This is a genomic window from Paenibacillus sp. fava2 (genome assembly GCF_058313675.1).
Map to the genome: position 1 here is coordinate 1,357,671 of NZ_CM177755.1, position 12,605 is coordinate 1,370,275.

At 51.3% G+C, this 12,605-nt stretch carries 11 protein-coding genes and 1 pseudogene; 9 read left to right on the forward strand and 3 right to left on the reverse strand.

Features of this window, described 5'->3' with window-relative positions:
- The first annotated feature begins 51 nt into the window (after nucleotides 1-51).
- From AC4G46_RS05960 to AC4G46_RS05980, 5 genes are all read left to right on the forward strand, one after another.
- Nucleotides 52-1,260, forward strand: a complete 1,209-nt coding sequence (locus tag AC4G46_RS05960) for an MFS transporter (RefSeq protein WP_491127118.1) — start codon at nucleotides 52-54, stop codon at nucleotides 1,258-1,260.
- Nucleotides 1,261-1,409: 149 nt separating this feature from the next.
- Nucleotides 1,410-3,608: a Tex family protein gene (locus AC4G46_RS05965; RefSeq protein ID WP_491128804.1), complete on the forward strand. Its 2,199-nt coding sequence runs from the start codon at nucleotides 1,410-1,412 to the stop codon at nucleotides 3,606-3,608.
- Nucleotides 3,609-3,931: 323 nt separating this feature from the next.
- Nucleotides 3,932-4,549, forward strand: a complete 618-nt coding sequence (locus tag AC4G46_RS05970) for a hypothetical protein (protein ID WP_491127119.1) — start codon at nucleotides 3,932-3,934, stop codon at nucleotides 4,547-4,549.
- 340 nt (nucleotides 4,550-4,889) lie between these two features.
- Nucleotides 4,890-6,185, forward strand: a complete 1,296-nt coding sequence (locus AC4G46_RS05975; RefSeq protein WP_491127120.1) for a GntP family permease — start codon at nucleotides 4,890-4,892, stop codon at nucleotides 6,183-6,185.
- Nucleotides 6,186-6,205: 20 nt separating this feature from the next.
- The gene (locus AC4G46_RS05980) at nucleotides 6,206-7,348 is read left to right on the forward strand and encodes a glycerate kinase family protein (RefSeq protein ID WP_491127121.1); all 1,143 of its coding nucleotides are present in this window, start codon (nucleotides 6,206-6,208) and stop codon (nucleotides 7,346-7,348) included.
- Between the two features lie 167 nt (nucleotides 7,349-7,515).
- Here the strand turns inward: AC4G46_RS05980 and AC4G46_RS05985 are convergent, their stop codons facing one another.
- A complete protein-coding gene (locus AC4G46_RS05985) occupies nucleotides 7,516-8,544 on the reverse strand; it encodes a CdaR family transcriptional regulator (RefSeq protein ID WP_491127122.1) in 1,029 nt (342 codons plus the stop codon).
- Between the two features lie 245 nt (nucleotides 8,545-8,789).
- Here AC4G46_RS05985 and AC4G46_RS05990 point away from each other — a divergent pair, with 245 nt between their 5' ends.
- From AC4G46_RS05990 to AC4G46_RS06005, 4 genes are all read left to right on the forward strand, one after another.
- Nucleotides 8,790-9,518, forward strand: coding sequence for a hypothetical protein (locus tag AC4G46_RS05990; RefSeq protein ID WP_491127123.1), 729 nt, complete (start codon nucleotides 8,790-8,792; stop codon nucleotides 9,516-9,518).
- Nucleotides 9,519-9,651: 133 nt separating this feature from the next.
- Entirely contained in the window at nucleotides 9,652-9,798 is a 147-nt protein-coding gene (locus AC4G46_RS05995) for a glycine zipper domain-containing protein (protein WP_481856909.1), read from the forward strand.
- Between the two features lie 243 nt (nucleotides 9,799-10,041).
- Nucleotides 10,042-10,233, forward strand: coding sequence for an alpha/beta fold hydrolase (locus AC4G46_RS06000; RefSeq protein ID WP_491127124.1), 192 nt, complete (start codon nucleotides 10,042-10,044; stop codon nucleotides 10,231-10,233).
- A 24-nt stretch (nucleotides 10,234-10,257) separates the two neighbouring features.
- On the forward strand, nucleotides 10,258-10,545 hold the full coding sequence (locus AC4G46_RS06005) for a hypothetical protein (RefSeq protein WP_491127125.1): 288 nt from the start codon (nucleotides 10,258-10,260) through the stop codon (nucleotides 10,543-10,545).
- 616 nt (nucleotides 10,546-11,161) lie between these two features.
- Here AC4G46_RS06005 and AC4G46_RS06010 read toward each other — a convergent pair.
- Complete coding sequence (locus AC4G46_RS06010; RefSeq protein WP_491127126.1) at nucleotides 11,162-12,130, reverse strand: S-layer homology domain-containing protein; 969 nt, start codon at nucleotides 12,128-12,130, stop codon at nucleotides 11,162-11,164.
- Nucleotides 12,131-12,211: 81 nt separating this feature from the next.
- Nucleotides 12,212-12,460, reverse strand: a pseudogene (locus AC4G46_RS06015) (SDR family oxidoreductase); the annotation flags it as partial.
- Nucleotides 12,461-12,605: the final 145 nt, after the last annotated feature.

Below are 12,605 nucleotides of genomic sequence, written 5' to 3' on the forward strand. Positions count from 1 at the left end.
CTGCATGGCGATTCAATACCAACTTAAAGTGTAATAACGGAGGGAAACACAATGTCTTTGCTGCTAAGAAACCGCGGTGCCATGCTGATGCTGATGATCAGTATCTTTCTAACGTTTACAGGGATCGGGCTTGTAGTGCCGATTCTGCCGACATATATGAATGAGCTGCATATCGGCGGCAGTGTTGTCGGGATGCTGGTCGCTGCCTTTTCGCTGACTCAGCTGATTGTCTCGCCGCTTGCCGGAAGATTGTCTGACCGGATGGGACGCAAAAGAATTATCGTGCTGGGGCTGGTCGTCTTTTCCCTGTCGGAGGTAGTGTTCGGTGTGGCTGAGCTGCCATGGATGCTGTTCGTGGCCCGGATGCTGGGCGGGATCGGAGCGGCGATGATTATGCCTGCGGTTATGGCGTATGTGGCGGATACCACCTCGATGGATGAACGGGCTAAAGGGATGGGGATGATTAATGCGGCCATCACGACCGGGTTCATTATCGGACCGGGAATCGGCGGCTATCTGGCGGAGTTCGGGATCCGGGTTCCGTTCTTCGCGGCGGCGATTGCCGCGGCATTTGTAGCTATTATCACGTTTATTTTATTGCCGGAATCACGTGTTGCTGCGGCTGTCCATGATGCAGCGGCGGCTCAGCAAAAGAATGAAAGTCTGATCTCCCAGCTGGTGCGCTCTTACCGGGAGCCTTATTTTGTCGGGCTGGTTATTGTGTTCGTCATGTCCTTCGGCCTTGCCAATTATGAGACGGTGTTCGGACTGTTCGTCGATCATAAATTTGCCTTCACGCCTAAGGATATCGCTTTTGTGCTGACCTTCGGCTCGATTGCCGGGGCAGTGGTGCAGCTGACTGCTTTTAGCTGGATTTTGAACCGTTTTGGGGAAAATAGAGTGATTTCCATCAGTCTGCTGGCTTCCGGCGTATTCATCCTGCTCACGCTGTTCGTTCACGGCTACTTCCTGATTATGGCCGTGACGTTTATCGTGTTCCTGGCTATGGATATTCTGCGTCCCGCTGTCGGCACCCAATTGTCCAAAATGGCCGGAGAGACGCAGCAGGGCTTCGTAATGGGGATGAACTCTGCGTACACCAGCCTTGGTAATATTGCCGGGCCGATTGTTGCCGGTGTCCTGTTCGATCTGGACATTAATTTCCCTTATGCGGCAGCAGCGTTTGTGCTGGTTCTCTGCTTACTGCTGTCCCTGAGCTCGGCCAAACGGATGGCCCGGCGCAGTGTGCAGGTGAAGTAAGCTTTTGGCGTGCAGTGTGGTGATGCAGTATCCCGGTAACTTTGGCGCAGCGGCAATCTGTGATACTATTTTAGTTAGGCAATTATGAGATCAGCACGTGTGCGGAAAGAGGGATACTATTGGCAGCAGAGAATACGAATGCCGGCAGTCTGCAGGATGATGCAGCGCTCCGGCAGGAACAGGAACTGATCCTTGCGGCAATCGCCAAGGAGCTAAGCATCAGCCTGAAGCAGGTGCGGACCACTGTGGGTCTTCTGGACGAAGGGAACACCATTCCGTTTATCGCGCGCTACCGTAAGGAAATGACGGGCGAGCTGGACGAGAATGCGCTGCGCGACATTGAGGAGCGTCTGGGCTATCTGCGTAACCTAGGTGACCGCAAGAAGGACGTTATCCGCAGCATTGAGGAGCAGGGCAAGCTGACTCCCGAGCTGCAGGCGCAGATTATGAAGGCGGTCAAGCTGCAGGAAGTCGAAGATTTGTACCGTCCTTACAAGCAGAAACGCAAGACAAGAGCAAGCGTAGCCAAGGAAAGAGGGCTGGATCCGCTGGCGGACTGGGTTATGGAGCAGCGCCGCCAGGGCCAGCCGCTTGATGAGGCTGCCAAATATATAGATGCGGACAAGGGTGTAGACAGTGCCGAGTCCGCGCTGCAGGGCGCAATGGACATTATCGCCGAGAACATCGCCGATGATCCGGTGATCCGGGCCTGGGTCCGCCAGTACACGGCGAGCCAGGGGATTCTTGTCTCGGAAGCGAAGGACGCGGAGCAGGAGAGTGTCTACGAGAACTACTACAGCTACCGTGAGCCGGTACATAAAATGCCGCCGCACCGCATTCTCGCGATCAACCGCGGAGAACGGGAAAGTGTGCTGAAGGTCGGGATCGAGGTTGTTCCTGACAAGATACATGCCTTTATTATGCGCAAGCTGATCAAGGGGCCGTCCCCGGTCAAGGAGCTGTTGGAAGCTGTAACTGAGGATGCTTACAAGCGGCTGATCGCGCCATCTGTAGAACGTGAGGTGCGCGGGGAAATGACCGAGAAGGGCGAGACGCAGGCGATCTCGATTTTCTCAGGCAATCTGCGCAGCCTGCTGCTGCAGCCGCCGGTTAGAGGCCGCAATGTGCTCGGCGTAGACCCGGCGTACCGTACCGGCTGCAAGCTGGCTGTTGTTGACGACACCGGCAAGCTGCTGGAGGTGGCGGTAACGTATCCGACGCCGCCGAACAACAAGAAGAAGGAGGCGGCGGCGAAGTTCAAGGAGCTGATTGCCAAATACGGCATCAAGCTGATCGTCATCGGCAACGGCACCGGCTCGCGGGAGACGGAGCAGTTCACCGCCGAGGTCATCGCCGAGGTCGGTGATCCGGAGCTGGCGTACCTGATCGTGAACGAGGCAGGAGCCAGCGTCTATTCCGCCTCCAAGCTGGCCGCGGAGGAGTTCCCGGATCTGGATGTGGCCGAGCGCAGCGCCGCATCGATTGCCCGCCGCGTGCAGGACCCGCTCGCGGAGCTCGTCAAGATCGACCCGAAGGCGATCGGGGTCGGGCAGTACCAGCACGATGTCTCGCAGAAGCATCTGGAGGAGAGCCTTAAGGCCGTCGTGGAATCGGCCGTTAACCATGTCGGCGTAGACGTGAACACGGCTTCGCCGTCGCTGCTCTCTTATGTGGCGGGAGTCAACTCGACGATCGCCAAGAATATCGTGAAGTTCCGCGAGGAGAACGGCAAGTTCACCACGCGCAAACAGCTGCAGAAGGTGCCGCGCCTTGGCGCGAAGTCCTTCGAGCAGTGCATCGGGTTCCTGCGTATTCCCGAAGGGGACAATACGCTGGACCGTACGCCGATCCACCCGGAATCATATCCGGTGGTCGACCGTCTGTTCCGCGAGCTCGGGCTGGACGTAGAGAAGCTCGGCAGCCGCGAGGTCGCGGCTGAGCTCGAAGCGCAGGATGCCGCTGAGCTCGCCGTGAAGCTGGATGTCGGCGTGCCTACGCTGCGCGACATCCTGGAGAGCCTGCAGCGTCCGGGCCGCGATCCGCGCGAGGAGCTGCCGCTGCCGATCTTCCGCACGGATGTGCTGAAGATCGAGGACCTGGTTCCCGGCATGGAAATGCAGGGAACCGTCCGCAACGTTATCGACTTCGGCGCGTTCGTCGATATCGGCATCAAAAACGACGGGCTGGTGCACATCTCCCAGCTCAGCGGCAGCTTCGTCAAGCATCCGATGGACGTTGTCTCCGTTGGCGACAACGTGACCGTCTGGGTGCTCGGCGTCGACCTGAAGAAGGGCCGCGTCAGCCTGACCATGCGCCAGCCTCGTGAGGCTGCGGGCAGCGTGAAGTAGGCTGCAGCTGGAGTTATGTTACATGCACATTAACGTGCGTTTTGAAGACTAACGGATAAAAATGTCCCCATGCCGGAAACGGCAGTGGGGACATTTTTTTGTTGCAGGGCAGGTAGGTTTCCGCTGCCTGGTTCAGGCCAACGGGCTGGAACGGATTACAGAGTGAGGACTCAAAAGCGCTGTTCTGGCAGGGTGCAACCTGTATGGTTTTCCCATATGTGGTATTCTTAATTCAGAGCTTGAACTTCGCCCACAACGGCAATTAATCCGGATGAGATTATGAATATTATTTTTGACATACCTTTATAGCGGGAGTGTGAAAGATGGATAAGATGTTATTGGTTTGTATTATGATAATGGTGCTGCTGGCTTCGGCTTATGAAAATGTTAAAATGACGATCAATCCAAATATTCTCAGTGAGTCTAAACCTGCAATGGATGAGTCTGTTATCCCAAACAACAGATCCGAATATTGCGATATGGACAGTATAAGTTTGGATAGTGAAACTGAAAAATATGTCTATGGAACCTGGAAAGTGGAGAAGCATTTAGGATTTGCAAATTCATATAATGATGCTTCTGAATATCCGTCAGGGCAAAAATTTATTGGAGATGAAATGATCATCCATAAAGCTTTTTTTTCATCAAAAGGACTTAAAAACTATAGCGTTTATCAATATGAACTAACAAATCCCTTATATGAGATTACAACGGCATGCTATAACTCTGACTCTTTTTATAGACTATATAAAATAGACATCCCGGATTTAAAACTAAATGATGTATTAAAAGTAATACATATAAGTGACCCTTCTACAAAACAAAGCATACCTTTAAGTTTTTTTGTTATTAACAACGATAGGCTTATCTTGTTATCAGAGGCAACTATTTTTGAGCTTAAAAAGATCACGGATGATACGAAACCGCAACCGGACAATTAACTATACGCCTGCCCGTCGAGTACGATCGATCTACAATTTTTTTAACGGACTGAGACGACGTTATTTTCGAATTGCTAAGCTACAAGCCTGTGTTTGCGGACTTCAGTGACGCTATCCGTGAACGAAAGTAGAATTTTGCGGATATTGAGACAGGTTTTTAATTAAAAGTATGCGGTTATTGCTCTGGATACCAAGAGTAGTAGCCGCTTTTATATGCTTCATCGGCAGAATACCCAGTTGGTCAACTGCACAACGGATTTCGTCCGTTCATCAATATTTTTTCTCTCTGTGAGCCATTATACTGAAAGCGTGTTCAACATGAGTGCTAGGGGGATTAACGATGGAAGGATTAACAATTGGCTGGTATGGGGCATTGGCGGGACTGGCGTTAGCCATTATTCTGATACTGAGAAAGCTCAATCCGGTATATGCTTTGTTTCTGGGGGCGATTGCCGGGGCGTTGATTGGCGGTGCCAACCTGGAGCAGACTGTAAGCGTTCTTGTAAGCGGTACACAAAGTGTGATGGGAACGGTACTGCGTGTGCTTGCGGCTGGTGTGCTGGCCGGAGTGATGATGGAGTCGGGTGCGGCTGAGACGATAGCCCAAGCTATTGTGCGCAAGTTCGGAGGCAGTAAAGCCATCCTGGCACTGGCGCTGGCAACGATGATCATTACCGCAGTAGGTGTCTTTATTCCGGTAGCGGTGCTGATTGTAGCGCCGATCGCACTGTCGGTAGGCAACAAAATGGGCATTTCCAAAACGGCGCTGCTGCTGGCACTGTCGGGCGGAGGGAAGGCGGGGAATATCATTTCGCCCAATCCGAATACGATTGCTGCAGCCCGCGGCTTTGATCTCGATCTCAGTCATGTGATGCTGGCCGGACTGATCCCTGCGGTATGCGGTCTGATTGTAACGGTAATTGTGGCTTCACTCCTGAAGAAAAAAGGAAATATGGTTACGGATGAGGAAGCGCTGAACGGTAACATAGATACTTCCAAGTATCCGCCGCTTGGCAAAGCCATTGTCGCTCCGCTTGTAGCGGTCATCCTGCTGATGATTAATCCGATCGGCTCGCTGTCCGGCATTGACGCATTGGCTAATTTTAAGGTGGATGCCTTGTATATCCTGCCGATTGCCGGAATTGTCGGTATGCTGGCTATGGGCCAAAGTAAGAAAATTCTGCAATACACCTCTTCCGGACTTAATAAAATGACGGCAACGGTACTGATTCTGATCGGTGCCGGCGGTATAGCGGGTCTGATCTCGGCATCCGATCTGTCCACCCAGGTGGTCCAGCTGATTCAGACGGCCGGCATTTCCGGCACCTTCCTGGCACCGATCTCCGGTATTCTGATGGCGGCAGCTACGGCTTCAACCTCCACAGGCGTAATTCTGGCAACCGGCTCCTTCGGGCAGGCCATCCTGGATATGGGTACCGCTCCGCTGGCGGCAGCTGTCATGGTGCACACCGGAGCCACGGTTATCGACTCTTTGCCGCAGGGGAACTACTTCCACGTGACTGCAGACAGTATGAAAATGAGCATCAAGCAGCGTATGGGCGTTGTGCCTTACGAGGCGATTGTCGGCGGAACGATGGCGGTTGTGGCTACAGTTATCTACGGATTTTTGTTCTAAACTAAACATGGGGTGAGGAAATGAGAGAGAAAACCTTTGTACTGGCGCCGGATTCGTTTAAAGAGAGTATGAGCGCGAAAGAAGTCTGTATGGCAATGGAAAAAGGGCTGCGGAAGGTTTATCCGGATGCTGAATATATACATGTTCCAATGGCGGACGGCGGAGAGGGCACCGTCCAGTCCCTGGTAGATGCCTCGGGCGGGCAAGTGTACACAAAAGAAGTAACAGGGCCGCTGGGCCAGCCGGTTACTGCGCAGTACGGCATCATGGGCGACGGCAATACGGCAGCCATCGAAATGGCTTCGGCCAGCGGGATCCAGCTGGTGAATAAGGCAGACCGCAACCCGCTGATCACTACAACCTATGGTACCGGCGAACTGATCCGGGAATGTCTGGACCGCGGCATCCGCAGTATCATCATCGGCATCGGCGGCAGTGCGACGAATGACGGGGGCACCGGGATGGCTGAGGCGCTGGGCGCAAAGTTCCTGGATGCGGCGGGTGAGAGACTGCCGCGCGGCGGCGGCAGTCTGGACCGTCTGGCCAGCATCGATGTGTCGGGGCTGGATGAGCGGCTGCAGCAGGTGCAGCTGATCGTGGCCTGCGATGTGACCAACCCGCTATGCGGTGAACGGGGCGCATCTGTTGTATTCGGGCCGCAAAAGGGCGCTACGCCTGAGCTGGTGCAGCAGCTCGATGCCAATCTGGCCCATTATGCAGAGGTCGTCAAGCAGCAGCTTGGCAAGGATGTCCGCGACCTGCCGGGTGCCGGCGCCGCCGGAGGGCTTGGCGCGGGGCTGATGATCTTCACCCGGGCAACGCTGCAGCGGGGGATCGAGATTGTGATCGAGTATACCGGCCTGAAGGAAAAAATGGCGGGTGCCGATCTGGTATTCACCGGCGAAGGCGGCATCGACTTCCAGACCAAATTCGGCAAAACCCCTTACGGCGTTGCCGCGACCGCCAAGGCCGGCGGCAAAAAAGTCATCGCCCTGGCCGGTTATATCGGCGAAGGCATCGACACCTTGTATGCGGAGGGAATCGACGCAATCTTCGGTATCGTGCCAGGTGCTTCCGAGCTGGACAAGCTGCTGAAGGACGGTCCAGCCAACGTCGAACGGACCTGTGAGAACATCGCCAGAGTGCTGAAGCTGGCCGAGTAAAACGGGGCAGAGCATATCACAGAGTAGAGGAATAACCCAAATAGAGGCCATCTCCAGAGCATGTAAATGTGCTGGAGACGGCCTCTTTTTGACTTGTACTATGGAATCATTTACATACTGGAGGAGAAGCTTCACCGAGGGCTGGTTAATTATAGTTAGTCACCTTGTCACTTATACAATGCCAGCAGGCCATAAGTAAGCTCCAGCAGCTGAAGCAGGTTGCGCGGATCTTTGCCAGTCAGGCTCTCAATCCGCTTCAGCCGGTATTGCAGGGTGTTGCGGTGGATGTTTAGCGCCTCCGAGGTCTGGGAGACACTGCAGTTATGGTTGATGAAGCTGCGCAGCGTCTCCAGCAGATCAGCGGTATCCTCCAGCTTGACTACTGTGCCGGCACTTGCGGTCAGATTGGCATGGCTCAGCTTCACTAAGAATTCATGCTCGGCATAATGAATGGCCTGCTGTTCAGGCTTGAGTGCCAGCAGGATACCCATCGCCGATTTAGCCTGGCGGTAGCTCTCGGCGATATTGGCTTCCTGTTTGCCGGCAGCCAGCAGAGCGCGTGGCTGTCCGTCAAGCAGCTGGCGGATCAGCGTGGTGCAGTCCTCCTGATTCTGAACCAGAATCAGCCAGCTATCCTCCTCAATCAGGAAAGAGGGATATCCGAGCAGGAGCTTGGATTGTTTTTCGGCCGGGACGAAGCCCTTGAGCAGCAGCACCGTTGTTCTGAGCAGCAAATCCAGCTGATAAGCTGCAGCCTCCTTACGCAGCTTCTGGGTATAGGCTCCCTGGTGGGATAGCAGCAGCTCCAAAAAGGCTTTTTTACGGCTCGCCTCATTGGCAAGATCCTCAAGGGCGTTTCTTTGTTCGATCAGAAGGGAGACGGTCGTCCGGACGATGTTGCAAAAGGGGCGTACCTCATCGGGATTGCCGGATATACCGATTACTCCGACGCGGCTGCCGGCGATGACGATCGGTTCGTTGGTGCCTTTTTTCTCAAAACGGCCGTCCTGCCAGACCTCGACCATTGTTCCGGTTGCCAGTGCTTTGACCGCTCCCTGATGAACCGTACCGACCCGTTCCCGGGTTCCGCTGCCGATGATGATGCCCTCGTGGTTCATGATGTTGATGTTGTAGGGGATGTCCGTCATCATTTTGTCTACAATTTCCTGTGCCTGCTTCTCTGAGAGCTGAAACAACCGGTTTATCCTCCTCTGCCAGGCCGGACAAGAAGCCCCTGCGCGGCATAATAGTATACTTTGTGCACTTGAACAAAATTATAACGTTTTCATCACCATGATTAAAGCGGGAAATGTGTATTTTTAGAGAAGCTGTTAATTAAGCCGATAGCGTACGATTAGGCCTGGCATTGACAGCTGATCCAGCAACAAAAGCTGCCGCTGGGCCGTCTAACCTATATCAGCAATAAATAAGGAGGGTTTTTATGCATACTGTAAAAAAGACTGGCAAGCTGGCCCTGGCCGCCGCGGCGTTCGTACTTCTCGCTGCCTGCAGCAATACGCCGGCAGCGGAGCCGGAGGCCACAGCAACGCCGGTACAGACAGAACAGCCTGCTGCGGAGACGCCGGCACCAAGCCAGTCACCGGAGCCTTCAGCTGAGCCATCTGCTTCTGCATCCCCAGCAGCAGTACCAGACGAAGGGACACCGCCGACAGCACTCGAAGCAGCCTCGACAGTAATGAGAGCATTGGAGAACGGCAATATGGACACCCTGTCCGCCTGGGTATCGAGGGATCAGGGGGTGCGCTTTTCACCATATGGTTACGTGGACACTGAGAACGACCTTGTTTTCACGCACGAGGAGATCAGCGGTTTGATGGAGGACACCGAACAACGCACATGGGGAAGCTTTGCCGGAAGCGGGGAGCCGATCAAGCTGACTTTTGCCGAGTATTTCAAACGGTTTGTGTATGATGCAGATTTCGCAAAGGATGCGAAGATTTCCCTGAACACGGCAGAGAATAAAGGGACGATGATCAATAACATCAATGAGGTATACCCCGCCGACAAATATGACTATGTGGATTACCACATCAGCAGCATTGATCCGCAGTATCAGGGGATGGACTGGCGCAGTCTTCGGCTTGTTTTTGAAAAAGTTGGTGAGGACCGGATTCTGGCAGGGATTGTGCATGATGAGTGGACGCCTTAACTAAATAGAACTGTTTAAAGGAGACGCAATCCCGGCATGGTGGGAATTTGCGTTTTCTTTTTTTAAAACTTGTAAAATTATAGAAACTTTCATGCCGTTAAATCGTAGTAAATAGAAAAGTGAGGTGTTTACCATGAATAATAAATCGCTTACGACTGGCGTCTCTTTAGGCCTTTGCTTCGGAGTTATATTTTGGGTAGCACTTGATAGCATTTTGTTTGGCCTTATTTTCGGGATCATTTTTGGAGTCATCTTCTCTCAGGTTAATACGAATGAATAAGTTTCATACTTACCACACATGGATTTATATAGAGAAGAAAAAACAGCAGGACTAGCATTTGATGGGTTACGACTCCACATTAGCAGCATAGATCTGCAATATTAGTGGATGGATTGGCGGAATCTGTGGCTTGTAACTGAATAGGATTGAATTAGAAGACGCAATCCCGGCATGGTGGGAATCTGCGTTTTTTTTTGTATGGTAAAATATGATAGGAATTCAATATAGAAAGGAATTTTATTAATGAAGGAGTTTTTTGTTAAAAAAGCGAAATGTATGCTTCGTTATAATGATTTCCATGGAGAGCAAACACCCATTGTATTTATCCACGGCCTTGGATGTGCTAGCTCATTTGATTATCCGCAAGTAGCAACTCAGGAAGGACTAAAAAAACACCGTTGTATTTTAGTGGATCTTTTAGGTGCTAAAATTTGATTTTGAAACACCTATCTATAAGCATTGGTTAATTCAAATCAGGCCTATGCAGATTTCGGAAAGACAAAAAAGGAGGCTGCTTCTGTGCATGAATATGACGACGAAGATATTTATCAAGAAGGTGATTACGGAAAAAGAATATGTGATTTTTGTGGTAAAGAGATGGATTGGACTGAACCCGTTACCGAAATTGATGAAAATGGAAAAGAATTTGAGCTGCGTTCATGCATGATGTGTTCTTTTGACGGAACAGGTATTGCTAGTAGAGAAGAAATTCAAGCAATGATGGATCAAATGAAGAAGAACACATGAAATAATAACAGTCACTACCTTGAATCTCCGATGAGCTGTAGCTGCTTATCATTTGATTATCCTTACATGTCGAGGGAATTAAACAGTGCAGGATACTTTAATAAATTCCACGAATATCTAATCTCAGTGTTATAACGTTATGTGAGAATAAAGAAAACTGAATAAGGAGACCAACATGGAAAAGATAATAAAAACTATTCTACTAGCCATGATCCCGAGTATACTAACCATATTTTTATTAATCGAATACTTTCCTTATACTGGTCTTGGAAGGATTTTGAGTGTTCCGATAACCATATTTCTTAATATTGTTATTTTGTTAATCTCTATACTGATTACTCGAAAAATTAAGCCAGGAGTATATAAAAACTTGTATTGGATAACGGTTATTTTGATAACTATGTTAGTAGCAATTATTATGCACCCACAAGAAGGCTCGCCTAGCGTTTTAAATCAAATAAGAGAATTAATATTTACCCCTACTTCAAATGAATAGCCAAAGGGGGCGTTAGTCAAATAAATCAACACTAGACTAAGATGACGCTAAGGCAGATACCAGCATAAAAAAGCCGTGCCTACCTTGAATGGTAAGCACGGCCTGTTTTTTTAGTAAAGCTTATTTCAATTTGATCGCTGAACCCGCACCAGCCGCTTTGCCATCTGAAGCCTGCACTGTTGCAGTGTAGCCTTCAGGCAGGTAAGTCACAGCAGATGCGCTGGAGATGACCTGCGGGTACATGCTGTTCGGATCAGGCTTGGTTACGCTGAAGTAGATTACAGCAGTCTTGTTTTTGCCGAATTCGATCTTGTCGATAGCGAGGCCGTAGCCCGGGTTCGGCAGGTTGTTAACGGTAACGGTGGCTTTGCTGATGCCGTCGGCCGCTTTTTCCACCTTCACTTCTGCATCGTATTCGTAGGCTGGAGCTTCCGTGCTGTCGTCCGGAGTGATGACTTCCTTGGCGAATTTGGCAGCATCGTGGACCCATACCGCTGCTTCGCTGCGGGTTACCGCTTCAGTCGGACGGAAGATGCCGTTGGCACCAAGGCTCAGAATACGGGTGTTAACCAGTATCTGCAGGCTGTTCATCTGCTCGTTAGACATTTTGTCGCCGTCAGATACCATAGCATACATCAAGGTAACCGGGAAATTTCCTTTACTCTGCAGCGCCTGGGTCAGCAGATGGGCGAATTGGGCACGGGTGATTGTTCCGTTAGGATCTACAGTCTTGTCCAGAGCCAGTCCGTTCTGCTTGGCTGCTACGAATGCGGATGCATACCAGGCATTATCTTTTACCTTGTCAAAATAGTCGCTTGCCTTACCGGATTCGGTAGGGGACAGCTTTAGGCCGCTGACGATAAACTGCACGCCCTGGGCAAAGGTTACTTTTGCTTTGGGTGCGAACAAATCACTTGTTACTCCGTTAACAATGCCTTCACTGTGCAGTGCGTTGATCTTTGCTTCGTTGGCATCGCCCTTCATATCGGAAAAGGCAAACGCCGATGTTCCCATGGATACTGTTGCCGCCAGGATACCGCACGCTAATGTCAGTTTTTTAGCGCCCGTCTGGAATGATAATTTCTTCATGTGCCTCACCTCTCATACTCCTAGATGGGGAAAAGCGGCAAAAGGTTGCAGACTCGCGCAAATTAATTGCAATTTGAAAAGTTAACCGCGCAGCAGCGACTCTGCTCCATCCACAAAAATCTCCGTCCCCGTAACATGGAACGACTCATCCGAGGCTAGAAACAGCACCAGATTCGCGACCTGCTCCGGCTTGCCGGGAGCCTGCTCCAGCGGATGACTGCCCTCCGGGAACTCTACCGGAATCTTAACTTCCTTCAGGTCATCGCTCTTATACGTATTATCGCCAATTTTCGTATCTATAGCACCAGCGCAGACCGCATTGACGCGGATTGGCTACATAAAAAGCCTTCCGGCACGTCAGTAACTAATACCCGCATGACCCCGGATGAACCACCCCGGCAGGCTCTGGCATTGATCAAAGCTGCAGTTTCGCAGTACACTTATCGCATGAGAGCGCTATTATAACTTATACGTA